The organism is Chromobacterium subtsugae (assembly GCF_001676875.1).
GTDB classification, from domain to species: domain Bacteria; phylum Pseudomonadota; class Gammaproteobacteria; order Burkholderiales; family Chromobacteriaceae; genus Chromobacterium; species Chromobacterium subtsugae.
The window spans coordinates 1-24,596 of sequence record NZ_JYKA01000012.1; the positions used below are offsets into that span (position 1 = coordinate 1).

At 61.3% G+C, this 24,596-nt stretch carries 24 protein-coding genes and 2 tRNA genes; 6 read left to right on the plus strand and 20 right to left on the minus strand.

The window, feature by feature from the left end:
• From MY55_RS24280 to MY55_RS14755, 4 genes are all read left to right on the plus strand, one after another.
• On the plus strand, positions 1-550 hold a 550-nt coding region (locus MY55_RS24280; protein WP_244270688.1), incomplete at its 5' end, for a DUF2345 domain-containing protein.
• A complete protein-coding gene (locus MY55_RS14745; RefSeq protein ID WP_047238220.1) occupies positions 550-1,800 on the plus strand; it encodes a hypothetical protein in 1,251 nt (416 codons plus the stop codon). The genes MY55_RS24280 and MY55_RS14745, both read left to right, overlap by 1 nt.
• A complete protein-coding gene (locus MY55_RS14750) occupies positions 1,785-3,542 on the plus strand; it encodes a hypothetical protein (protein WP_047238219.1) in 1,758 nt (585 codons plus the stop codon). The genes MY55_RS14745 and MY55_RS14750 overlap by 16 nt, the downstream gene beginning before the upstream one ends.
• On the plus strand, positions 3,543-4,094 hold the full coding sequence (locus MY55_RS14755; protein ID WP_053006840.1) for an ankyrin repeat domain-containing protein: 552 nt from the start codon (positions 3,543-3,545) through the stop codon (positions 4,092-4,094).
• Between the two features lie 74 nt (positions 4,095-4,168).
• On the opposite strand, the gene cyoE is transcribed toward MY55_RS14755, so the two are convergent.
• From cyoE to MY55_RS14810, 11 genes are all read right to left on the minus strand, one after another.
• A complete protein-coding gene (gene cyoE, locus MY55_RS14760) occupies positions 4,169-5,077 on the minus strand; it encodes a heme o synthase (RefSeq protein ID WP_043579272.1) in 909 nt (302 codons plus the stop codon).
• A gap of 11 nt (positions 5,078-5,088) precedes the next feature.
• Positions 5,089-5,409 carry a cytochrome o ubiquinol oxidase subunit IV gene (cyoD, locus tag MY55_RS14765; protein WP_043579273.1) on the minus strand — a complete coding sequence of 107 codons (321 nt, stop codon included), beginning with the start codon at positions 5,407-5,409 and terminating at the stop codon, positions 5,089-5,091.
• On the minus strand, positions 5,409-6,020 hold the full coding sequence (gene cyoC, locus MY55_RS14770) for a cytochrome o ubiquinol oxidase subunit III (protein WP_043579274.1): 612 nt from the start codon (positions 6,018-6,020) through the stop codon (positions 5,409-5,411). The genes cyoD and cyoC overlap by 1 nt, the downstream gene beginning before the upstream one ends.
• A 15-nt stretch (positions 6,021-6,035) precedes the next feature.
• A complete protein-coding gene (gene cyoB, locus MY55_RS14775) occupies positions 6,036-8,081 on the minus strand; it encodes a cytochrome o ubiquinol oxidase subunit I (RefSeq protein WP_043579275.1) in 2,046 nt (681 codons plus the stop codon).
• 6 nt (positions 8,082-8,087) lie between these two features.
• Positions 8,088-8,981, minus strand: a complete 894-nt coding sequence (gene cyoA, locus MY55_RS14780) for a ubiquinol oxidase subunit II (protein WP_236686493.1) — start codon at positions 8,979-8,981, stop codon at positions 8,088-8,090.
• Between the two features lie 824 nt (positions 8,982-9,805).
• Positions 9,806-9,882 (minus strand) — tRNA-Met (locus MY55_RS14785).
• Between the two features lie 126 nt (positions 9,883-10,008).
• A tRNA-Met gene (locus MY55_RS14790) sits at positions 10,009-10,085 on the minus strand.
• A 144-nt stretch (positions 10,086-10,229) separates the two neighbouring features.
• Complete coding sequence (locus MY55_RS14795) at positions 10,230-10,841, minus strand: thiol:disulfide interchange protein DsbA/DsbL (protein WP_043579277.1); 612 nt, start codon at positions 10,839-10,841, stop codon at positions 10,230-10,232.
• Between the two features lie 28 nt (positions 10,842-10,869).
• Complete coding sequence (locus MY55_RS14800; protein ID WP_043579278.1) at positions 10,870-11,628, minus strand: SPOR domain-containing protein; 759 nt, start codon at positions 11,626-11,628, stop codon at positions 10,870-10,872.
• A gap of 63 nt (positions 11,629-11,691) precedes the next feature.
• A complete protein-coding gene (locus tag MY55_RS14805; RefSeq protein WP_047258362.1) occupies positions 11,692-13,194 on the minus strand; it encodes a YifB family Mg chelatase-like AAA ATPase in 1,503 nt (500 codons plus the stop codon).
• Positions 13,195-13,200: 6 nt separating this feature from the next.
• Entirely contained in the window at positions 13,201-13,488 is a 288-nt protein-coding gene (locus tag MY55_RS14810; protein ID WP_047238929.1) for an accessory factor UbiK family protein, read from the minus strand.
• A 337-nt stretch (positions 13,489-13,825) separates the two neighbouring features.
• Here MY55_RS14810 and glnK point away from each other — a divergent pair, with 337 nt between their 5' ends.
• Both glnK and MY55_RS14820 read left to right on the plus strand, forming a co-directional pair.
• On the plus strand, positions 13,826-14,164 hold the full coding sequence (gene glnK / locus MY55_RS14815; RefSeq protein ID WP_021478498.1) for a P-II family nitrogen regulator: 339 nt from the start codon (positions 13,826-13,828) through the stop codon (positions 14,162-14,164).
• Between the two features lie 27 nt (positions 14,165-14,191).
• Positions 14,192-15,502 carry an ammonium transporter gene (locus MY55_RS14820; protein WP_047250061.1) on the plus strand — a complete coding sequence of 437 codons (1,311 nt, stop codon included), beginning with the start codon at positions 14,192-14,194 and terminating at the stop codon, positions 15,500-15,502.
• 121 nt (positions 15,503-15,623) lie between these two features.
• Here the strand turns inward: MY55_RS14820 and MY55_RS14825 are convergent, their stop codons facing one another.
• The 9 genes from MY55_RS14825 to MY55_RS14865 form a co-directional block, all read right to left on the minus strand.
• On the minus strand, positions 15,624-16,043 hold the full coding sequence (locus MY55_RS14825; protein ID WP_047237500.1) for a ClpXP protease specificity-enhancing factor: 420 nt from the start codon (positions 16,041-16,043) through the stop codon (positions 15,624-15,626).
• 9 nt (positions 16,044-16,052) lie between these two features.
• Entirely contained in the window at positions 16,053-16,655 is a 603-nt protein-coding gene (locus MY55_RS14830; protein ID WP_043579283.1) for a glutathione S-transferase N-terminal domain-containing protein, read from the minus strand.
• A 150-nt stretch (positions 16,656-16,805) separates the two neighbouring features.
• Positions 16,806-17,576, minus strand: a complete 771-nt coding sequence (locus MY55_RS14835) for a cytochrome c1 (RefSeq protein ID WP_047237499.1) — start codon at positions 17,574-17,576, stop codon at positions 16,806-16,808.
• Between the two features lie 17 nt (positions 17,577-17,593).
• Positions 17,594-18,937, minus strand: coding sequence for a cytochrome b (locus MY55_RS14840; protein ID WP_043579285.1), 1,344 nt, complete (start codon positions 18,935-18,937; stop codon positions 17,594-17,596).
• A gap of 14 nt (positions 18,938-18,951) precedes the next feature.
• Positions 18,952-19,536, minus strand: a complete 585-nt coding sequence (gene petA / locus MY55_RS14845; protein ID WP_043579286.1) for a ubiquinol-cytochrome c reductase iron-sulfur subunit — start codon at positions 19,534-19,536, stop codon at positions 18,952-18,954.
• 114 nt (positions 19,537-19,650) lie between these two features.
• Positions 19,651-20,397, minus strand: a complete 747-nt coding sequence (locus MY55_RS14850) for a Nif3-like dinuclear metal center hexameric protein (RefSeq protein WP_047237498.1) — start codon at positions 20,395-20,397, stop codon at positions 19,651-19,653.
• Positions 20,398-20,518: 121 nt separating this feature from the next.
• Positions 20,519-22,162 carry a chaperonin GroEL gene (gene groL, locus MY55_RS14855; RefSeq protein WP_043579288.1) on the minus strand — a complete coding sequence of 548 codons (1,644 nt, stop codon included), beginning with the start codon at positions 22,160-22,162 and terminating at the stop codon, positions 20,519-20,521.
• Positions 22,163-22,211: 49 nt separating this feature from the next.
• Positions 22,212-22,499: a co-chaperone GroES gene (groES, locus tag MY55_RS14860; protein ID WP_043579289.1), complete on the minus strand. Its 288-nt coding sequence runs from the start codon at positions 22,497-22,499 to the stop codon at positions 22,212-22,214.
• 156 nt (positions 22,500-22,655) lie between these two features.
• Positions 22,656-23,762 (minus strand): MraY family glycosyltransferase, encoded by a 1,107-nt coding sequence (locus MY55_RS14865; RefSeq protein WP_043579290.1) that lies wholly within the window; start codon positions 23,760-23,762, stop codon positions 22,656-22,658.
• Between the last annotated feature and the right edge of the window lie 834 nt (positions 23,763-24,596).

A 24,596-nucleotide genomic window follows, 5' to 3' on the forward strand; every position in this document is an offset into this window, starting at 1 on the left:
CTGGATCCACAACGTCGGCCAGCACCTCAGCCTGTTCGTGGCGGGGGTGAAGGACAAGGTGGCGCTGAAGCTGATCGCGGCGAAGGGCAAGGTGCAAGTGCAGGCGCAGAGCGACGCGATGGAGCTGACGGCGGAGAAGGATGTGACCATCACGTCCTGCAAGGACAAGATCATCGTCCACGCCGGCGATGAAATCCTGCTGACCGCCGGCGGCGCCTACATTCGCATCAAAGGCGGCAATATCGAGGTCCATGCCCCCGGCAAAGTGACGGTAAAGGGCGCCAGCCACACGCTCGACGGCCCAGCCAGCATGGATTGGTCACAGCCGCAATACAAGAAGATCGTCTGCACCGAGCAGATCGATGCGCAGTTGCTGACCGAGGCGCACCCCGAGTTCATCGGCAAAAAATACGTCTACTACTCCGCCGATACCGGCAAGAAGATCGCGTCCGGCGCGCTGGACGGCAGCGGCATGACCGACCGCATCCATCTGCCCGGCGTCAACAACATCAAGGCCCTGATCGGGTCCGGTGAATGGGAAATCCTGTAATGAACCATCGCTATGCTTTTATCGCCATTGGCGTGCTGGCGCTGTCTGCTGCCCGCGCCGACGCCGCCAACCAGGCTGAGGACGCCTCGGTAGACCTGGGTTGGAACACGCTGCAGCTTCATGCCAGCCAGACGCTGGCCGGCTTGACGCCGGGGCAATATTCGGTGAAGAACCTGTTCGACCCGAGTCCAGCCAAGGCCTGGGTCTTCCACGGCGAGCAGACATTTCGCTATTCCGAGCAAATCTCCAATCCGGCAACGCTGACGCTGACGTTGGCGAAGCCGAGCTCGCTGTTCGCCGTCGCGCTGACGCCAGGCTACGCCAAGTCGGCGGCCACCCAGTTCCAGAACGCCTCGCCGAAGAGCGTCACCATCAGCCTGTACCGGCCGCATGAAGACAAACCATTCGAAACGCGCCGTTTCGCCCTCAGCTACCATGCGCGCGAGTATTCGCTGCCGCAGTTGCAGCGCGAGCTGAAAACGGTAGCCTTCACCAACCAGACGGATGACAAGATCACCGGCAAATCGGACAACGCGTTGAACTCGGCCGAAAGGCTGCTGCTGATCAACGCTGGCGACGCCGAAATCGCCAAGCTGGAGCTGAAAATCTCCACCATTGAGCCGGGAGCGAAATTCACCGATGTCGCCGTCAGCAAGCTCCGCCTGCTGGACCGGCAAGCCAGTCAGAATAGCGCGGAACTGCGGCTGGCGCGCTTCATCGCGCGCGACCTGGACAACGCCGCCAAGCAACTGGCCGCCACGCCGCGCTGCTTGGTTTACACCGAACAGAACGCCTGGCCGCAGCTGACCAACCGCGCCTGCACCGGCCCGGCCGCGCAACTGCAACAAGGCCAGGCCGATCAAGGCGTCGACGATATCATCCTGACACGCAAAGACGCTGCCAGCCGGCAATACCAGGTTCCGTTCGCCGTCGCGCTGCGCGACGCGCAAACCACTGGCTCCGGCCGCAACAGACAGCTGCGGCTGTCCGCCGCCGACATGGCGGGCAGTGAACTGATACTCGGCAAAAACGCCAACGGCCAGTTGCAGGCGCTGTCCGGCCTAGCGCTGACCCAGGCCTTCCTGGCCAACCGCGCCGATGGCTTCGGCAAGGCGTACCTGCAACCCCAGGACAGCCCCTACTTCTTCTTCGCCTACTCCCGCCCGCAGTTCACACCGGACAAGGACGGCTACCAGTTGAGCATCTACGGCCCGGCCGGACGCCAGGAGGCGCAATGGGCAACCAGGTAGAAAAGTACAAGGATTTCAACTTCGGCAAATACAGCGAAGAACAGAAATACGACATCCTGCAGCGGCTGTTCGAACATCACGCCGCCGCCAACGGCAAGAATAATGTCGACGGTTTCGCGTTCGAGACCGCCAACGGCCGGGTCAACCTGATAGGCGCGCGCGGCTTCGACCACGGCAAAGTCGTCAAAGACAGCAACAAGGTGTTCGACGACACATTGTTCGTCGTCTACAAGGACGCATCCGGCGAGAAAAAAGTCGCCGAATTCGAATTCAACACCGAACCCTACAGCAAGCAGAACGGCCAGCTGGCCGGCCGGGTGCTGATCAACGGTCTATACCAGTACAAACTGGGCAATCACAAGATATCGTCGTACCACGACCATGCCAGCCTGGCGGAAATGCAAAGCACGCACCATTTCGCCCAGCACCACAACTACCGGGCGCTGAGGATAGTCAAAGGCCTTGCTTTTCACGCCCAAAACACCGGCACGGCCAAGGCCCCGGAGTATGAGTTCAGTCCGGACCAGCCCGGCACGCCGTCAACAACCTACGAACACAACATCCACTACGGCGGCGAAGGCCCGAGCAACCGCACCAGCAACTGGAGCGAAGGCTGCCAGACGGTCAAGGGCCTGGATAACTACATCCGGCTGCTGAAAATTCTGGAACAGGACTACAGCCTGTTCGGCACCATCCACAACGAGCTGATCGCCAAGCCGGCTGTCGATGGCAAGCGAGCGGTGGTCTACGCGCTGCTGGACGGCCACCAGGTCGCCGATGAAACCAAGATTCAGGTCAAATTCCTCGACCGCATCCTGCAGCCGATGAAAGACGTCTGGTATGAGATCCGCCACGGCGACCAAACCATTACCGGCAAGACCGACCATGACGGTGACACCGGCGCGCTGTTCGGCCACAACCCAAAGGACAAAATAGACGTCAAGCTGCAAGGGCCGGTCGGCGACGCCAAGAAGCTGCCGCCGGTGCAGGCCGGCGAGAGCGTGTTCCACAAATACCTATGCGTGGTCAGCCCCAAGGTGCTGTGTGATGGTCTGTCGCGTCCCGACGCCGATCATAAGGAACCGGAAATCGACAAGACCCAGTCCAAGACCCACAAACATCACAACAAGCAACGCAAGCCGGTTTCCAAGGTGGAGGTACCGAAAGACCGCAACCCGCTGGAGGCACCAATTTCGGATTCCGAATTTGAGGACTGCAACGCGCTAAGCCAGGAACAGATCACCACCATCATCAGGTCCAACAATCCGGTGCTGATCGACCAATACCAGGCCGACGTGCTGGTCTACAAGGCGGCGCAGAACTACAAGCTGAACCCAAAGGCGCTGCTGGCGACAATGAAGCAGGAACAAGGCTGGGCCAAGAATAACAATAAATACAACAAGCTGATGGGCGTCGGTCCTGGCGGCCAGCCCACACCGATGGGAGTTGAGGCCTCGATCAACACGTCGGCTGGCACCTATCGCAGGCTGTTCGACGAGGGCAAGAAAAAGCTGTCTTCGTTCAAAATCAACTACGACCCCAAATCCCATGAAGTCGCCGCGGTAGGCAGCGGCGGCGCCTCCGTCAGCGAAGAGGAGGCCGCGGCGATGAAGGCAGGCTATCTGTACACGCCGCGCACCGCCTCTGAATACGCCAAGCTGCATTACACGCCGTGGACCTACTTTCCTCCCCAACGCAGCCGACCTTACGACACCTGGGTAAAAACTTTCCGGAGCTTCTGAATGAAAATCAATTTTCTGCTAAGCGTGGCCGCGCTGCTGTTGGCACAGCACGCGTCGGCCGCTTGCGACAAAGACGACTGGCAACAGCTGCTGCGCCACGCCGACGCGCCTACCGTCAGCGCTTACATCAAGAGCCAGCACTGCGACGTCGACCAATCGCTGGATGATGTTTCGAAAACGCCGCTCGTTTACGCAATAGATGCCGGCAACCGGGGCGCCGTGCAAGTATTGCTGCAAGCCGGCGCCAATCCTAACGTCGACGGCTACGATGGCAACACCCCGCTGTTCTACGCGGTGTCTGCCAAAAATCTGAATATCGTGCAGGACTTGATCGCCAAAGGAGCCGATGTCAACGCCGCCACCCGCACCAGCGAAATCACCGTGTTGATGACCGCGGTGCTGGACTCGACTCCCGCCGTCGCGTCATATCTGATCGCCCACGGCGCATCGCTGAGCGATACCGACAAATACGGCCACAAGCCTATCGACTACGTCGCCAAGCTCCCAGCCAAGAAACAAGCGGCCATGCGCGCCGCGCTGAAACCGCACTGATCCTACAAGAACAGCCAAACAAAAACGGGGAGCCGCTTGCGCCGCTCCCCGTTTGCCATCAGACGGTATCGATCTTAGCCGTAGTGGCCCGCATTCGCGGCAGCCACCGCGCGGCTGTGCGGCGGCGTCTGCCCATCCACCGCCATCATCACGCTCAGCGAGGTGATGGTAATGATGGAGAAGAAGAACACTTGGCGCGCCCAGGCCCTGTCGTCGGTTTCGCGCTTGTAGCCGGACAGCGCCATCTTCAGCCACCACAGGCTGGTGGCCACCGCCACCGCCAGGTAGCCGTAGCCGGCGTAGCCGCCGTACACCAACATCACGGTCGCCGCGGCGAAAGCCAGGATGTAGAGCACGATCTGCTGCTTGGCGGCGGAGATGCCCTTCACCACCGGCAGCACCGGGATGCCGGCCGCCTCGTAGTCCTTGAAGCGGAAAATGGCGATCGCGTACGAGTGCGGCATCTGCCACAGGCTGAACATCACCAGCAAAATGGCAGCGCCCATGTCGAAGCGGCCGGTGACGGCGCAGTAGCCCGCCACCGGCGGCACCGCGCCGGACAGGCTGCCCACCAGGGTGCCGTACACCGAGTTGCGCTTCATGTACAGGCTGTACACGCCGACATAGATCACAAAGCCGAACAGCACGCAGCCGGTGGCCAGCGGATTGGTGCCGAACCACAGCAGGGCGAAGCCCGCCAGGCCCAGCACCACGCCGTGCGCCAGCGCGGCCTTGGTGCTCATCGCGCCGGTGACCAGCACCCGTTTCTGGGTGCGGGCCATCTTGGCGTCGATGTCCTGATCGATGCAGTTGTTGATCGCGCAGCCGGAGGCCACCACTAGCGACAGGCCGATGACGGTGGCCGCAAGCAGCCACCAGTCTATCGCCCCCTGCGCCGCCAGCAGAAAACCGCCGGCGGCCGAGATCAGGTTGCCGAAGATGATGCCGGGCTTGGTGACCTGAAGATAACGCTTGAGCTTCAAGACGTTCTCACTCAGCGCATCATCAGCGCGTCGGCGGTGTAGATGATCCAGATCGACAGGCCGACCAGCAGCACGATCACCATGCCGGTGAACAGGAAGGAAATGCTGTTGAGCTTGCCTTCCTTGCTGAAGTCCAGGTGCAGGAAATACTTCAGGTGCACGATGATCTGCACCACCGCCAGCGCGAAGATGCCGAAGAAGGTGGCCTGCTTGGTGAAGGCGCCGCCCATTACCATCCAGAACGGGATGGCGGTGAGGATCACCGACAGTAGGAAACCGATGGCGTAGCTTTTCACGCTGCCGTGGCTGTTGTGCTCATGCGCTTGGCTCATCACATGGCTCCTTTCAGATACACAACGGTGAACACGCAGATCCACACGATGTCCAGGAAGTGCCAGAACAGCGACAGGCAGTTCAGGCGGGTCATGGCGCGGCCGGTCAGGCCGGTCTTGGCCACTTCCAGCATCATCACGCCCATCCACAGCAGGCCGGCGGTCACGTGTAGGCCGTGCAGGCCCACCAGGCCGAAGAAGGCCGACAGGAAGGCGCTCTTCTGCGGGCCGTGGCCCTCGGCGATCAGGTGGTGGAATTCATTGATTTCCAGGCCGATGAACGCCGCGCCGAACAGGAAAGTGACGGCCAGCCAGCCGAGAACGGCCGACTTGTTGCCCTTGTGGCCGGCGATCATCGCGAAGCCGTAGGTGATGGAAGACAGCAGCAGCGCCGCGGTTTCCACCAGCACGTACGGCAGCTCGAAGATTTCCTTGCCGGAAACGCCTTCGGCCACGTTGCGGAACAGCACTGCATAAGCCGCGAACGCCGTCGCGAACAGGATGCAGTCGGTCATCAGATAGAACCAGAAGCCCAGGACAGTCTGCTTGCCGCTGTCGTGGTGCTCATGGTCGTCATGCGCGTCGTGCGCTTGCTCTACATAAGTCGTCATGTTTGATCCAGCCTGTTACACGGTGGTGGTCGGACGGGCGGCCTTCTTCGGCTTGGCCTGCTGATCACGCTCGGTGTAGTTGTCGACATCGATGCCCAGCTTCTCGAAGCGGGCGCGCTCGATGGCCTCCACTTCGTCAACCGGCACGTAGTAGTCCAGGTCGTTGTCGTAGGCGCGCGCCAGCATGAAGCCGATGATGCCGACGAGGCCGACGATGGCCAGCCACCAGATGTGCCAGATCATCGCGAAGCCAAACACGGTGGAGAACAGGCCGATGAAGACGCCGGCCGAAGTGTTTCTCGGCATGTGGATGGGTTCGTACGACTTCGGCACCGCGTAAGCCACGCCCTTTTCCTTCATATCGGTGAAGGCGTCGATGTCGTGCACCTGCGGCAGCTTGGCGAAGTTGTAGTACGGCGCCGGGGACGAAGTGGACCATTCCAGGGTATGGCCGTTCCACGGGTCGCCGGTTTCGTCCTTCAGCTCATTGCGCTTGATCACGCTCACCACGATCTGCAGCAGCTGGCAGCCGATGCCGGCGGCGATCAGCAGCGCGCCGAACAGGGCCACGTACAGCCACGGCTCGTATTCAGGATTGGTGGTGTAGTTCAGGCGACGGGTCATGCCCATGAAGCCCAGCACGTACAGCGGCATGAAGGCGAACATGAAGCCGATCTGCCAGAACCAGAAAGCAGCCTTGCCCAGCTTGGGCTCCAGTTTGAAGCCGAACACTTTCGGGAACCAGAAGGCGAAGCCGGCCAGGTAGCCGAACACCGCGCCGCCGATGATGGTGTTGTGGAAGTGGGCGATCAGGAACAAGCTGTTGTGCAGCACGTAATCGGCGCCCGGCACCGCCAGCAGCACGCCGGTCATGCCGCCGATGGAGAAGGTCACCATGAAGCCCAGCGTCCACAGGATCGGGGTTTCAAAGCGCAGGCGGCCCTTGTAGATGGTGAACAGCCAGTTGAACAGCTTCACGCCGGTCGGAATCGAGATGATCATTGTCGCGATGCCGAAGAAGGCGTTCACGTTGGCGCCGGAGCCCATCGTGAAGAAGTGGTGCAGCCAAACCATGAAGCCCAGGATCGAGATCGCGCCGCTGGCGTAGATCATCGACTTGTGGCCGAACAGGCGCTTGCCGGAGAAGGTGGACACCACTTCCGAGAAAATGCCGAAGGCGGGCAGAACCAGAATGTAAACCTCGGGGTGGCCCCAGGCCCAGAACAGGTTCAGGTACATCATGGCGTTGCCGCCGGCTTCCGCGGTGAAGAAGTGGAAGTCCAGGTAGCGGTCCAGCGTCAACATCGCCAGCGCGCCGGTCAGGATCGGGAACGAGGTGGCGATCAGCACGTTGGCCCAGGTGCAGGTCCAGGTGAAGATCGGCATTTCCATCAGCTTCATGCCCGGGGCGCGCATCTTGATCACGGTCACCAGGAAGTTGATGGCCGTCAGCGTCGTGCCCAAGCCTGACAACTGCAAGGCCCAGATGTAGTAATCCACCCCCACGTCAGGGCTGAATCCCAGCTCGGCCAGCGGCGGATAGGCCACCCAGCCGGTGCGGGCGAAGTTGCCGACGCCCAGCGACAGGTTGACCAGGATCACCGCCGAAACCAGCAGCCAGAAGCTCAGCGAGTTCAGGAAGGGGAAGGCCACGTCGCGCGCGCCGATCTGCAGCGGCACCACGATGTTCATCAGGCCGGTCATGAACGGCATCGCCATGAAGATGATCATGATCACGCCGTGGGCGGTGAAGATCTGATCATAGTGTTCCGGCGGGAAAATGCCGTGGCCGCCGCCGGTGGCGACTGCCAATTGGGTACGCATCATCAGCGCGTCGGCGAAGCCGCGCAGCAGCATGATCATGGCGACGATGATGTACATCACGCCGATTTTCTTGTGATCGACCGAAGTCAGCCACTCTTTCCAGAGATAGCCCCACTTGCCGAACTTGGTGATGAGCGCGAACAGCATCAGCCCCATCAGGCCGGCGCCTCCCAGCGCCCCCATGATGATGGGCTCATGGTACGGGATCGCGTCCAGAGTCAGTTTACCTAACCACATTAATCGTTACTCCTTGACAACCGGCGGGGTGATCGCGGCGCACAGTTCTTTGGTCATCTTGGCCAGCTTGATGGCGTCGTCGCTGTCAGCCAGCGACGGACGGGCGGCCATGTACTTGTGCACAACGGCTTCGAACAGGTAAGGCGTGGTCGAAGCGTAGTGAGCCACCGGGTTGTTCTCGCTAGGCTTGAGCAACTTCAGGTAGGCAGGCGCGTCCAAGGTTTGGCCGGAAGCCTTCACCTTGGCCACCCAGGCGTCGAACTCGGCCGGGGTCTTGGTGGCGACAGCGTTGAATTTCATGCCCGAGAAGCCGGCGCCGCTGTAGTTGGACGAGAAGCCCTTGTAGGTGCCCGGCTCGTTGGCGATCAGGTGCAGTTGCGTCTGCATGCCCGCCATCGCGTAGATCTGGCCGCCCAGCTGCGGAATGAAGAAGGAGTTCATCGCCGCGTCGGAGGTGATCTTGAAGCTCACCGGCGTATCGGCCGGGAACACCAGTTCGTTGACGGAAGCGATCTGCTGCTCCGGATAGATGAACAACCATTTCCAGTTCAGCGCGACTACCTGCACCTGGATCGCCTTCTTCTCCGACTGCAGCGGACGATACGGATCCAGTTCATGGGTGCTCTTCCAGGTCAGCGCGGCCAGGAAGGCGATGATGATGCAGGGGATCAGCCATACCACGATCTCGATCTTGGTCGAGTGCGACCATTTCGGCTCGTAAGCGGCATCCTTGTTGCTGGCGCGGTACTTCCACGCGAATACCAGGGTCATCACGATTACCGGGATCACCACCAGCAGCATCAGCGCGGTTGCCGTCAGGATCAGGGACTTCTGCTCAGCGGCGATATGGCCCTTGGGATCGAGAATGCCGCCTTGGCATCCCGAAAGCAGGGCTAACACCACAGGAGAGAGCCCCCACATCAGGCGGGAGGGTCTATGGTTTCTCATCTTACGACTTTTCGGGTTAAAAATCCTTCAACGCGCCGATGCGCAACAGGCGTTGCGAGCCACGCTCCAACGCCAGCGAAATGTTCACGCCAACCGGCCCAAACCTCCCGTCGGCGGGGAGGCGGTCGAACCGCCCGGCAAAACAACAGACTTTCAGGGCTCGCGGGAACCGCGATTGGCCAGACCGCATCCGTTTCCACGGCGGCTGCGCTCCGGATGGAAGCGACTCCACAATCGCTTCCGGACGATGACGTGACAGCTGAATGCTCACTGTCCGAGTGAAACGCCGGCAAAGGCGCGGGAAGACAGGAATTCGGCAACACAAACATCTGCCCGGCAACATGCACCGGGCGGGCGTATTAAAAACAGTTTTGCCTGATATTTCAAGACCCTTGACCAGGATCAAGCCCGCCCCGCCATCTGATATGCAATATGATTGACCGTAATCAAGGACGCCGGATCGGCAAATCTATAGCCGCGACAATGGTTTAGGACAATGTGCTTAACATGAACCGCCGCGGCGCGGCGTTGCAAATTGTTACAAAAAATATTCTCGCTCAAACAATCGCTGGGGGGGCATCGCTATTCATTGCACAGAATCAGGAAAACGAGAAAGAAAATTGCGCCGCGCCAACACAACTTTCCCATGAAAATCCAGCAAATGACGCAACAATATTTCAGCGCAAAACCAGCCGCGCCACACGGAGGCCGTGTTCGAAAGGCAGCCCTGAAATGCAAAAAGCCGAATCGTTGTCGATTCGGCTTTTTCTGAAACTTGGTTGCGGGGGCAGGATTCGAACCTACGACCTTCGGGTTATGAGCCCGACGAGCTACCAGACTGCTCCACCCCGCGTCAGAGAAATGCAATAATAGTGAAATCATTTGCCGGCGTCAATAGCCTGGACCAAATATTTTCACTCGCAGCGAACTGCCATGAAAAAAGCCGAATCGTTGTCGATTCGGCTTTTTTTCTGAAACCTGGTTGCGGGGGCAGGATTCGAACCTACGACCTTCGGGTTATGAGCCCGACGAGCTACCAGACTGCTCCACCCCGCGTCAGAGGAACCAATATTAAACGGGCTCTTCAAATCCGTCAAGACTTATTTAAAAATAACTGCAAAATCAGCACCGGCAAGCCTGGGCCGCCGTCAATGAAAAAGGGCGGCCATCGCCGCCCCTTCCACAGTGCGGCCGCGCCGCTTACTTCTTCTCGCTGCGCGCCTTGGCGATCAGCTCGTTCATCACCACGATCATCCGCTCCGGCGTGCTGGTGGTCACCACGTACTTGCCGTTGACGATCACGGTCGGCGTGCCCTGGATCTGGTAATCGCGGGTGATCTTGGTCGCGCGCGCCACCTGGGCATTGATGCCGAAGGAGTTGTAGGTCTGCAGCAGCTTGCCGCTGTCGACGCCCTTCTGCAGCTTGACCCACTTGGTGAACTGCTCCGGGTTGGACAAATCGATGCGCTGCTTGATCTGCGCGTCGAAGGCCGGGCGGTGCAGCTTGTCGAAGGTGCCTGTGGCGTTGAAGGTGGCGAACATCCGCGCGAAGCCTTCCATCGACTTCTGCCATACGATCTGCTCCTTGCGGAAGCTTACGTCGGCAGGCAGCTTGCCCGCCCAGGCCTGGAAAGCCGGATCATCGTCATAGCAGTGAATGCAGTGGTAGGAAAAGAACTCGATCACTTCCACCTTCTTGGGATTGGCCACCGGCTGAGGCGTGCTCAGCAGTGTGTAATCCTTGCCCAGCTCGATGGCGGCATTCGCCGCGCCGCTCACCGCCAGCAACACCATCAGCAACCATTTCTTCATTTTGTTTTCCTGTATTGGGAGATAACGACTACTCGGCTTTCACCACATTGGCGTTGATGCCGTCCTGTTTCAATTGGGCGCGCACGCGATCCACCTCATCCTGCCGGCTGAGCGGGCCCACTCGCACCCGGTGCACCATCCCCTTGTCCGGCACATTGACGGACTGGATCTTCGCCTCCACCCCCAATAACGCCAGCTTGGCTTTCAGGTTGTCGGCGTCGTCCTGGTTCTGGAACGCGCCCAATTGCAGATAGACCTTTTTGGCAGGCGCCGACGCGGAAGGTTCCGCGGCACGGCTGCCCTTGGCATCGGACGTCACCGCATCCACTTGGCCGGGCAATATCTTGTAGAAATCAAAGCGCTGATCGTTCTTGTCGCTCTTGGCCTGCTGGCCGGCGGGCGCCGCCTTGGGCTTGGCCTCATGCGGCGCGGGCGCTGGCGCGGCCGGCGGCGGCAACGCCACGGTGTCGGAGTCCAGCGTCGCCTGCTTGGGCTGCGGCTGCGCGGCAGCGGGCGCGGTAGCCGACGCGGCATCGGAAATGCGGGTGCCCGGAGCCAGCAGCTCGGTCGGCGCCTGCGAAGCCGCCTCCGGCTTGCGCTCGCCCTTGGCCTGGAACGGCGCCGGCGAGCGGTTGAGATACATCGCCAACCCCACCGCCACCGCCACGCCCACGATCAGGCCGATGATGATGCCCGCCATCATGCCGCCGCCGCCGCTGCGCGACGAGGACGAACTGCTGCGTCCGCGAGAGGGACGGGGGGAGTTTTTCAGATCTCGATTAGCCATTCACCACTACCGCTATGTCAAACGGACGGCAAGCATGCCATCCGGGTTGGATTGAGAATTCTATCAGGCGTTGCCCTGCATCACGCGTCGGAGCTGGATCGCCTGCAATACATGGCTGCGGCCTATCTTCGCCTCGCCTTGCAAGTCCGCGATGGTGCGCGAAACCCGCAGTATCCGATGATAAGCGCGCGCCGACAAGCCAAGCTGCTGCAAAGCCTTGCCCAGCACGGCCAAGGCATCCGCGCTCGCCTCGCAGTGCCGCTCCAGCTCCGCGCCTTGCAAGGCCGAATTCAGGCCGCCCTGGCGTTCCAGCTGGCAAGTCCTGGCGGCATGCACCCGCAACCTCACCTGCTCGCTGCTTTCGCCCGGACTGGCCGACTGCAATTCGGCCGCCGTCAGCGCCGGCACCTCTATATGCAGGTCGATTCTGTCCAGCAAGGGGCCGGAGATTTTACCGCGATATCGCCCCACCTGCTCGGGCGTGCACTGGCAGCGCCCCGATGGGTGCCCATGATAGCCGCAGGGGCATGGGTTCATCGCCGCCACCAGCTGGAAGCGCGCCGGAAAGCTGGCCTGGCGCGCCGCGCGCGAGATATGGATCACCCCGCTTTCCATCGGCTCGCGCAGCACTTCCAGCACGCGGCGGTCGAACTCCGGCAACTCGTCGAGAAACAGCACGCCGTGGTGCGCCAGGCTGATCTCGCCAGGCCGCGGGTCGCTGCCGCCGCCCACCAGCGCCACCGCGGAAGCGGTGTGGTGCGGCGCCCGAAACGGACGCAAACGCCAGTTCGAGGCCAGAAACCCTTGCGAGCCCAACGACAGCAGCGCAGCGGACTCCAGCGCCTCCTGTTCGGACAGCCGCGGCAACAAGCCAGGCAGCCGCGCCGCCAGCATCGACTTGCCGGTGCCCGGCGGCCCCATCAGCAGCAGGCTGTGACCGCCGGCGGCCGCGATCTCCAGCGCGCCGCGAGCCGCTGACTGGCCTTTGACATCCTGCAGATCCGGATAGTTCGGCCAGGCTCCGCCGTCAGCCGGAACCGAGGGCTGCAAGGTTTGCAGCCCGTTGAGAAACGCGCAGGCCTCCAGCAGCGAGCGCACCCCGTAAATCTGCGCCTCGGCCACCACCGCGGCCTCTGCCGCGCTGGCAGCCGGCAGCACGAAGGCGCGGCGGGCCGCATGGCACTGGCAGGCCATCGCCAACGCGCCGCGCACCGGGCGCACGGCGCCGCTCAGCGCCAGCTCGCCGGCGAATTCATAGCGGGAAATGTCAGGATTTTGCACTTGGCCGGACGCCAGCAGGATGCCGATGGCGATCGGCAGGTCGAAACGGCCGGAATCCTTGGGCAGATCGGCCGGGGCCAGATTGACCGTGATCTTGCGCGCGGGAAATTCGAAGCCCGAGGTCAAGATGGCGGCGCGCACGCGGTCGCGGCTTTCCTTGACCTCGGTATCGGGCAAGCCGACGATATTGAACGCCGGCAGGCCATTGGCGAGGTGGACCTCGACGGCCACCTCTGGGGCGTCAAGCCCGGACAGCGCCCTGCTCGCCACCACCGCCAATGTCATGGCGACTCAGGAGTGGCCGAGTTCCGACTGCTCCTCCACCCGGGCAGCCGCCTCTTCAGGGAAGGCCGCCGCCTCCACCCGCGCCAGGCGCGCCTCCAGCGCCGCCAGCTGCTCGCGGGTACGCGCCAGCACCGCCTGCTGGACATCGAATTCCTCGCGCGTCACCAGATCCATCCTGGAGAAGGTGGAGGCCATCATGGCCTTCACATTCTTTTCCAGGTCTTTGGCCGGGCTGGCGGCGATGGTTTCGCTGATCTTGGCGCTGATTTCTTCAAACAGTTTCTGGCTCAACATGGTGACGGCTCCTGCGTGTGTCTTGATCTATGGCGAGTGTAGCAAAAAGCCGCGCCGAACTCGCGCCTTCCTGTCCCCATGGGCATCGATTCCGCCCTTGCGCAGGCCGCGCCACGCCATCGTCTCAGCACGTAGACATGCTGCAGCGCAGCTTCGCACCAAAACAGGGCAGAGTAAACAGCCGCCGCGCACAAGGAAAGTGCCTGAATGGCCAGCGCGGTATTTTTTGCGGCGCACAACAATTCAATCTGCGCCCGCGCGCGCCTGGCACGATTCATGCATAACAGTCAGGCAGCCAATCGTTGTCCCTCACTTGATCGTCCGAGAAGGAGCCGCCATGAAACTCGTCACAGCCGTGATCAAGCCGTTCAAGCTTGACGAAGTCCGCGAAGCCCTGTCCGCCATTGGCGTGCAAGGCGTCACTGTATCCGAGGTAAAAGGTTTCGGTCGCCAGAAAGGCCATACCGAGCTCTACCGCGGCGCCGAATACGTCGTGGACTTCCTGCCCAAGGTAAAGCTGGAAATCGCCATCGACGACGCCCTGCTGGACCAGGTGGTGGAAGCCATCGAGAAATCCGCCCGCACCGGCAAGATCGGCGACGGCAAGATCTTCGTCTACGACCTGGAGCAGGTGATCCGCATCCGCACCGGCGAAACCGGCGCCGACGCGGTCTGACCGCTGTGTGAAACTGGGGAAACCATAATGAAAAAGATACTCGCTGCAATGTGCGGCGGCCTTGCCGCCCTGTCTCTGCCGGCCCTGGCCGACGCGCCCGCCGGCCCGGCCGTAGCCGCCGCCAAGGTGATCAATTCCGGCGACACCGCCTGGATGCTGACCTCCACCGCCCTGGTGCTGTTCATGACCATTCCCGGCCTGGCGCTGTTCTACGGCGGCATGGTCCGCAAGAAGAACGTGCTGGCCACCCTGATGCAAAGCTTCGCCATCACCGCGCTGGTGACCGTGCTGTGGGCGGTCATCGGCTACAGCCTGGCCTTCACCGTCGGCACGCCCTACCTGGGCGACCTGTCGCGCTTCATGCTGGACGGCATGGTGTACATGAAGGACGCCGGCAAACTGGCCGTGCACCCGCTGGCCGGCACCATACCGGAATCGGTGTTCATGACCTTCCAGATGACCTTCGCCATCATCACCCCGGCGTTGATCACCGGCGCCTTCGCCGAGCGGATGAAGTTCTCGGCGATGCTGGTGTTCATGGCGCTGTGGTCGCTGCTGGTATACGTGCCGGTGGCGCACTGGGTGTGGGCGCCTGGCGGATGGATGGGCGACAAGGGCGTGCTGGACTTCGCCGGCGGCACAGTAGTGCACATCAACGCCGGCGTCGCCGGCCTGGTGACCGCGCTGGTGCTGGGTAAGCGCGTCGGCTTCGGCAAGGAAGCGATGCCGCCGCATAACCTGATCCTGACCCTGGTAGGCGCCTCGATGCTGTGGGTGGGCTGGTTCGGCTTCAACGCCGGCTCCGCCGGCGCCGCCGACGGCCGCGCCGGGATGGCGATGGTGACCACCCAGGTCGCCACCGCGATGGCCGCGCTGGCCTGGATGTTCGCCGAATGGGTGACCAAGAAGAAGCCGTCGGTGCTGGGCATCGCCTCCGGCGCGGTGGCCGGCCTGGTGGCAATCACCCCGGCCGCCGGCTTCGTCGACGTCAAGGGCGCGCTGATCATCGGCCTGGCCGCCGGCGTGGTGTGCTTCTGGGGCGCCACCGGCCTGAAGCACGCGCTGGGTTACGACGACTCGCTGGACGCCTTCGGCGTGCACGGCGTCGGCGGCATCCTGGGCGCGCTGCTGACCGGCGTGTTCGCGGTCAAGGACATCGGCGGCGCCGACGGCAGCCTGGCTACCCAGGCGCTGGGGGTCGGCGTCACCATCGTCTACTGCGGCGTCGTCACCTTCATCCTGCTGAAGCTGGTGAATCTGGCGATCGGCCTGCGCGTGGCGGAAGACGAAGAACGCGAAGGACTGGATGTGGTGCTGCACGGCGAGCGCGTGGAATAAGCCGCCGGCCAAGCCAAGATTGTTGTGTAAGGGACTTGCGGGGCATTCGTGCCCCGTTTTTTTTGCACGCGCAAAGAAAAACCGGCGCGGCGGCCGGTTTGATCGCAGGCGAAACGCCAGCTTATTTGACGATGCGCAGGCTGGGCCTGCCGCTGGGCCGATCCGGCCCCGGGTCGCCGCCCTTCGGCGGATCGGCGTCCACCGGTTTGGCGTCCTGCTCGGCCTCGGGCGACGGCTCGACCTCGAACCCCATGCCCTCTCCGGTTTCCCGCGCGAAAATCGACATCACATTGCCGATCGGCACCCAGATATCGCGCGACACGCCGCCGAAGCGCGCCGAGAACGACAGCCAGTCGTTGTCGATCCGCAGATTCTTGGTGGCGCCTTCGGCGATGTTCAGCACGATCTCGTTATTCTTCACGTATTCGAGCGGCACGTCGGTGCGCTCGTTGACCCACACCACCACATAGGGGGTGTAGCCGTTGTCGCCGCACCATTGGTGCAGCGCGCGGATCATGTAGGGCTTGGTGCTGGAGCTCATCGCGTCACCTTACTTGCGCATGGCCTTCTCGGACGGAGTCAGCGAGTCGATGAAGGACTGGCGCTGGAAAATGCGTTCCGCGTATTTCAGGATAGGCGCGGCGCTCTTGCCCAGATCGATGTTGTAGTGCTCCAGACGCCACATCAGCGGCGCGATGGCCACGTCTATCATCGAGAAATCGTCGCCCAGCATGAATTTTTGCTTGGAGAAGATAGGCGCGATGGTGGTCAGGCCGTCGCGGATCGCTTCGCGCGCTTTGGTCGCCTCCTTGCCGGTGGCGCCAGCTTCCAGCGTTTTCACGTAGATGAACAGCTCGTTCTCGAAACGGTGCAGGAACAGACGCGCGCGCGCGCGCATCACCGGGTCGGCCGGCATCAGCTGCGGGTGCGGGAAGCGCTCGTCGATGTATTCGTTGATGATGTTGGATTCGTGCAGGATCAGATCGCGCTCCACCAGAACCGGCACTTCGTTGTACGGGTTCATCACGGCCAGATCTTCCGGCTTGTTGTGGATATCCACGTCGATGATTTCGAAATCCATGCCCTTTTCGAAGAGCACGATACGACAGCGCTGGCTGAAGGGGCAGGTGATTCCGGAGTAGAGGGTCATCATGGCGGAAATAATCCTTGACTAACAATGAATTGATGTAGCAGGGCATTCTAGCACCTTCCCACCCCCATTTGCCAGCTTTTCAATACAACATCATGATTACAAAAGAAAAAAGGCGGAATCGCTTCCGCCTTTCCTTCTGCCGCCCCGCGCTTAATGCACGTCGCGCCAGTATTCCTTCTTCAGCAGGTAAACCAGCGGGAACAGCAGCAGGCCGAGGAACATCAGCACCACGTAGCCGATCTGCTGGCGCTGCACCTGGGCGGGCTCGCCCATGAACACCAGAAAGTTGGTCAGATCGGTCATCCGCTTGTCGTACTCGACGGTGTTGGCCTTGCCGTTTTCCAGCTTGGTCAGGGTGCCGGCTTTCACCAACTGCAGCTTGTGCACCTCGTTGCCCTCGGCGTCCTTCTCGGTCTTCAGCACCTGCTCGCCTTGCCATTCCCAGAAGACGTGCGGCATGCCCACCTTGTCGAACACCAGATTGTTCCAGCCGGTGGGGCGGGATGGATCGCGATAAAAGCTGCGCAAATAGCTGTACAGGTAATCGGCGCCGCGCGAGCGGGCGATCAGCGACAGATCCGGCGGCGTGGCGCCGAACCAGTTCTTGGCGTCCTTCTTGTCCATCGCGATATTCATCTGGTCGCCGATCTTGGCGCCCTCCGGCAGCAGGTTGGCCTTGATCTGCTCTTCGGTCAGGCCGATGTCCTCCAGCCGGTTGTAGCGCAGCATGCTGGCCGAGTGGCAGGACAGGCAGTAGTTGACGAAGATCTGCGCGCCGCGCTGCAGGCTTTCGGTGTCCTGGATGTCGATGTCGGCCTTGGCCAGCGCCGGGCCGCCCTCGTTGGCCAGCGCAGGAGCCGCCAACGGCAGCGCCAGCGCCAGCGCGGCGGCGGCGATCAGGTTGCGGATCGTGTTGTTCATTTTCCTTATCCCCTTGCTTACACGTTCATGGCGAACAGCGCCGCCAGGAACACGGTCAGCAGCACCAGCACCACGAACTGGATCTGCCGCTTGGCGTTGGTGTCGGTGACGCGCTCCGGCACCGGGATGCTGCCGACATCGTTCTTGGTGTAGAACGGCATGCCCAGGAAGAAGGCGAAGTAGACCACCGAGAAAATCTGCGACAGCGCGGTGCGCAAACCAGTCGGCGGCATCGCGCCCAGGATGCCCAGGCCGATGAAGGCGGCGATGAACAGCGCCAGCGCGATCTTGAACTTGGGTCCGCGGTAGCGGATGGATTTGATCGGCGAGCGGTCCAGCCACGGCAGGAAGGCGATCAGCACCACCGCCGCGCCCATCGCCAGCACGCCCCACACCTGGGTGCCGGCAAACGACGGCACCGCGCGCAGAATGGCGTAGAACGGGGTGAAATACCATACCGGCGCGATGTGCGGCGGCGTTTTCAGCGGGTCAGCCTGGTCGAAATTTGGGTGCTCGAGGAAGTAGCCGCCCATTTCCGGCAGGAAAAACACGATCGCGGAGAACACGATCATGAATACCACCACGCCCAGGATGTCCTTGATCGAGTAATAAGGATGGGAGTAGATGCCGTCCAGATACAGGCCAGTGTTCGGATCCTTGGGTTGCTGCTTGATTTCCACGCCGTCCGGGTTGTTGGAGCCCACTTCGTGCAGCGCCATCAGGTGGGCCACCACCAGCGCCAGCAGCACCAGCGGCACCGCGATCACGTGCAGCGCGAAGAAGCGGTTCAGCGTGGCGTCGGACACCACGTAGTCGCCGCGGATCCATACCGACAGGTCGGGGCCGATCACCGGGATGGAGCCGAACAGGTTGACGATCACCTGCGCGCCCCAGAACGACATCTGCCCCCAGGGCAGCAGGTAGCCCATGAAGGCTTCCGCCATCAGGCACAGGAAGATCAGCGTGCCGAACACCCAGACCAGTTCGCGCGGCTGCTTGTACGAGCCGTAGATCAGGCCGCGGAACATGTGCAGGTACACCACCACGAAGAACATCGAAGCGCCGGTGGAGTGCATGTAGCGGATGATCCAGCCGCCCGCCACGTCGCGCATGATGTATTCGACCGAGGCGAAGGCGACCGGGATGCCGGCGGCGTTCAGCGTGCCGTCCGGCTTGTAGTTCATGGTGAGGAAGATGCCGGTGACGATTTGCAGCACCAGCACCAGCATCGCCAGCGAGCCGAAGAAGTACCAGAAGTTGAAATTCTTGGGGGCGACGTATTTGCCCCATTGGCTTTCCCACAGGGCGGTCAGCGGGAACCGCGCATCCACCCAGTTGAGCAGCTTTTGTGCTTTGTTCATTTTTCGCCCTCAGCTTATTTGTCGTCGCCAATCAACAGGCGGGTGTCGGACAGATACTTGTGCGGGGGGATTTCCAGGTTCTTCGGCGCCGGCACGCCCTTGAACACGCGGGCGGCGAGGTCGAACTTGGAACCATGACAGGGGCAGTAGAAGCCGCCCAGCCATTCCGGCCCCAGATCCGCGGGCGCGAGATCGGGACGGAAAGTGGGGGAACAGCCCAGGTGGGTGCAGATGCCCACAGCCACCAGGTATTCGGGTTTGATCGAGCGATGCTCGTTCTGGCAGTACTTAGGTTGCTGATCCACCTCGGATTGCGGATCGACCAGCTTGGGGTCGTTCTTCGGCAGGTTCTTCAGCTGCTCTGGCGTGCGGTTGAGAATCCACACCGGCTTGCCGCGCCATTCGACGTTGATCTTCTGTCCCGCCTCGATCTTGCCGATGTCGACCTCGACCGGCGCGCCGGCCGCCTTGGCCCGCTCGGACGGGAAGAAACTCAGGAAAAACGGCGTGGCCGCGCCGACCACCGCCACACCCCCAACAGCGCTGGAAGCCACCGTCAGAAAACGACGGCGCCCCGTATCGACTTGCTGTTCACTCATTACAGTCATCCTCAATCGTGGAAATCGAGCCCTTAACCGCTGGATTTTACCCGATTACTAGTAGGGACTTGAAGCTTCTATGCAAATAAATTGACCAGGACGCCAGCAACTTGCTTAAACTGGGTTTAAAACATCAATAAATTCGACATTTATGCCAGAGAATTGCGCCAAATGCTGCCCAAGTGCCTGGATGCCGAAGCGTTCCGTGGCATGATGCCCGGCTGCGATGAATGCGACATCGCACTCGATCGCCATGTGGTAATTCTGTTCCGACGCTTCCCCGGTAATGAAGGCGTCCACCCCCAGCGCGATGGCGTCGGCGAAAAATCCCTGCGCGCCGCCGGTGCACCAGGCCACTTTGCGCACCGGCTTGTCGCCGCGCCCCAACAGCTGCGCATCCCGCCCCAGAGCCGCCGAAACATGGCTGGCGAAGGCCTGGGCAGCGCCACCACCGCGCCAGTCGCCATGCCACAGCAGGCCCTGCTCCCCCGCCTGGCCGACGGGCTCCAGCCCCAGCACCTGCCCCAGCTGCGCGTTGTTGCCCAGCGACAGGTGCCCATCAAGCGGCAGGTGGTAGGCCAGCAGGCTGATGTCGTGCTGCAGCAGGGTGCGGATGCGCTGCTTCTTCATGCCGCAAACGCGCGCGTCCTCGCCTTTCCAGAAATAGCCGTGGTGCACCAGGATCGCGTCGGCGCCGCGCGCCGCCGCCGCATCGATCAATGCCTGCGACGCCGTCACGCCGGTCACGACCTTGGCCACTTCCGCCCTGCCCTCCACCTGCAAGCCATTGGGCGCGTAATCCTTGTAACGCCACGGCTCCAGCCAGCCGTCCAGCAGACTCTGCATTTCGCTCAACAACATCGCGCTCTCCTTTCAATATCTACCATTTCGCCTATTTTGCCAGATGCATGCCTATTTCCCGCCGAAAAACAAAAAACCCCGCTCAAGGCGGGGTTTCGTTTTTCAGCAGGAAAAGCCGAGCTTACATCATGCCGCCCATGCCACCCATGCCGCCCATGTCCGGCATGCCGCCGGCAGCCGGCTTGTCTTCCGGCAGTTCGGCGATCATGCAGTCGGTGGTCAGCATCAGGCCGGCTACGGAAGCCGCATGCTGCAGAGCGGAGCGGGTCACCTTGGCCGGGTCCAGCACGCCCATTTCCAGCATGTCGCCGTATTCGCCGGTGGCGGCGTTGTAACCGAAGTTGCCCTTGCCTTCCAGCACCTTGTTGACCACGACCGACGGCTCGTCGCCGGCGTTCTTGACGATCTGGCGCAGCGGAGCCTCGATGGCGCGCAGCACGATCTTCACGCCGGCTTCCTGTTCGGCGTTGTCGGTCTTCAGGCTGTCCAGCGTAGCGCGGGCGCGCAGCAGAGCCACGCCGCCGCCGGCTACCACGCCTTCTTCAACCGCGGCGCGGGTGGCGTGCAGCGCGTCTTCGACGCGAGCCTTCTTCTCTTTCATTTCCACTTCGGTGGCGGCGCCAACCTTGATCACGGCAACGCCGCCAGCCAGCTTGGCCACGCGCTCTTGCAGCTTTTCGCGGTCGTAATCGGAAGAAGCTTCTTCGATCTGGCGGCGGATTTCACCGACGCGGGTCTGGATGGCGGCAGCTTCGCCGGCGCCGTCGATGATGATGGTGTTTTCCTTGCCCACTTCGATGCGCTTGGCTTGGCCCAGCATGTCCAGCGTGGCTTTTTCCAGAGTCAGGCCCAGCTCTTCGGCGATGACGGTGCCGCCGGTCAGCACGGCGATATCCTGCAGCATGGCCTTGCGGCGGTCGCCGAAGCCCGGAGCCTTGACGGCAACCACTTTCAGGATGCCGCGGATGGTGTTGACCACCAGGGTGGCCAGCGCTTCGCCTTCGACGTCTTCAGCGATGATCAGCAGCGGGCGGCCCGACTTGGCCACTTGCTCCAGCACCGGCAGCAGATCGCGGATGTTGGAGATCTTCTTGTCGAAAAGCAGCACGAACGGATTGTCCAGAGCGGCAATCTGTTTGTCTTGGTTGTTGATGAAGTACGGGGACAGGTAGCCGCGGTCGAACTGCATGCCTTCCACCACGTCCAGCTCGTTGTTCAGGCTCTTGCCGTCTTCAACGGTGATCACGCCTTCCTTGCCGACCTTGTCCATCGCGTTGGCGATGATTTCGCCGATGTCGCTGTCGGAGTTGGCGGAAATGGAGCCGACCTGGGCGATTTCCTTGGAGGTGGAGCAGGGCTTGGCGATCTTGGCGATTTCGCCGACCAGCGATACCACAGCCTTGTCGATGCCGCGTTTCAGATCCATCGGGTTCATGCCGGCGGCAACGTACTTCATGCCTTCCTGCACGATGGCTTGCGCCAGCACGGTGGCGGTGGTGGTGCCGTCGCCGGCCACGTCGGAAGTCTTGGAAGCCACTTCCTTAACCATTTGCGCGCCCATGTTCTCGAACTTGTCCTTCAGTTCGATTTCCTTGGCGACGGATACGCCGTCCTTGGTGATAGTCGGCGCGCCGAACGAGCGGTCCAGCACCACGTTGCGGCCTTTCGGGCCCAGGGTAACCTTGACGGCGTCGGCCAGGATGTTGACGCCAGCAACCATTTTGCTACGCGCGGAATCACCGAATTTTACGTCTTTAGCAGCCATTCTCTAACTCTCCAGAACTCAGTATATGAAGTGGGGGTAAGGGTCGGATTTACTCAACGATGCCCATTACGTCTTCCTCGCGCATCACGAGGACTTCGTCGCCGTCGACCTTGACGGTCTGACCGGAATACTTGCCAAAAATCACTTTGTCGCCAACTTTCAGATCCAGCGAACGACGCTCGCCGTTCTCCAGGATCTTGCCGTTGCCGACAGCGAGAACCTCGCCCATGTCCGGCTTCTCTGCAGCGGCGCCCGGCAGAACGATGCCGGAAGCGGTCTTTTCTTCAGCCTCGAGGCGCTTGATAACAACACGGTCGTGCAGGGGACGGATTGCCATTAGATCTCTCCTAATACAGTGGCTGTTTGAGAGTTGAAAACCAGAAATATTCAAGTGTGCGGATAGGTGGATTAGCACTCACCGCTTGCGAGTGCTAATAATAGGGACGACAGGGAGGCTTTTCAAGAGGGGACAAGCCCCTCTCGCAAGGCAAAGTCAACGGGAGGGAGCCGAGCGGCGCAACACCAGCCAGCGCGGCGTGCGAAAGCGGATGATCATCCGGTACACCATCACGTATGCCACGGCGAACAGCAGGCAGAACCCCATCAGCACATAGGTGTGACGCCAGAACAACATCGCCGGCGCCACCGAAGCCGATGACAGCGCCCATAAGTAGGGAGAAGTCAGACTGTTGCGCAAGGTGAGGTGGCCGGCATCCTTCGAACCCACCATCCAGCGCACCAACCGCTTGTACACCAGCATGTGCAGATGCAGGCCGTCGGGCAGGCCAGGCGACATGCCGCGCAGAATCTTCTTGCGGTAGATCGAATACAGGGTTTCGAACACCGGATAGATCACGCACAGCAAGGGAAACCAAGGCGACACCTGCGGATGCCGCGTCACCAGCAGCACCGCCACTTCGGCGATCATGAAACCGACCAGATAGGCGCCGCCGTCGCCGGCAAAAATCAGCCCGCGCGGGAAGTTCCAAAACAGGAAACCGGCGATGGCGCCGATCATCGCAAAACAAACCCCCAGCAGCATCGTATCCTGCACTTTGAAAGCGACATAGGCCATCGCCAGGAAAATGAAGACGGCGACCACACCGGATAGGCCGTTGTAGCCATCTATGATGTTGACCGCGTGCGCCACGCCGCCTACGGCTATCACCGTCAAGACGAAGGAAAACAGGGTGAAATTGACCAGAAGGCTGTCAATCACCGGGATGTCCAGCCGATGGAGCCCAGCCTGCAACGAAAAATAGCCAAGTCCCGCCGACACAAAAGTGGCGAGCAGACGCGGCAGCGGTCCCACTTGCTTGGTCATGTCCTCCATCAGTCCAGCCGCGAACGCCGGTACGGACACCAACAACAGCAACAGCGCCGTGGCATCCGACAGCGACCAGGACAGCACACCGCATCCGGCCAACAAGCCCGCCGCCAGGGGAACCCCTCCCACCCTGGGAACCGGCATCGCATGGAATTTTTGCACTCCTCCAAGATCGTGATCAGACGTGAAGCGCTCATGCAAATGGCTGAAGTGGATCAGGAACATCGCCATGAACAGAGACAGGAAAGTTGAAATTATCAAGATCTGCAGCATAATCCTCGCCAACTGTTTGATTGAGAACGCCAGACCGGAAGTCTCCTCGCCGGAGCCGCCGGGGGCCGAACACCCAAACACATTGCCAAGCCATGCTCTTGGCAATGACCAGTTACATCGATACTTAAACTGCCACGCCAACCACTGCCTCAGGCCATCTCAAAGCAATCGCAAGATGCCCCGCCCCCCCGCTCCGCATGCGTCACGCGGAACGCCCAGCCGCGTCGCAGCCAAGCCAAACTGATGAGAAAAAAACATACAGAATCCAAGCGCTGCGCCCACAGCCGCAGATGCCGGCAGCTTGCGGCCTAGACGCTGCGCCCCATTCCGCCGTCAAACCATCGGCATCTGGCTCGACGCCAGGCCAAAGCCAATCTCGTGCCATTTACAAAATATCATGCGAAAAGCGTCCACGCCCATAGAATTAAAATCACAAAAAATAATGTCGGAGAAATCACCATTCACTATAAATATATCAACCTTCCGTCAATTCTTTGTGTGATTTTTTATTCAACGACACGGCACCGTCACATTAATTTCATATCTCTACGGCTCCGGCCGAAACATGTCAAACACTGCCATAGCTCGCGAAACAGGGCAACATTGTTGCGGACCTTGCGCGACCGCAATGCCAAATAGACATAGCAAAACCCGACATGTCTTGCCGCAATCCCCCGCATCCCCCGCCCTTTAGGTCACAAAACTTGTCCCAAATATATCGATGCGGAAAACCGGCAACGCTTGGTCCAGCACCGCCGCCCGGCATCGTAACGCAAGCCCCATATCGCCCTTGCGCTTTCTCGCCGACTCGATTTATTCTAATCCCGCTTCGCC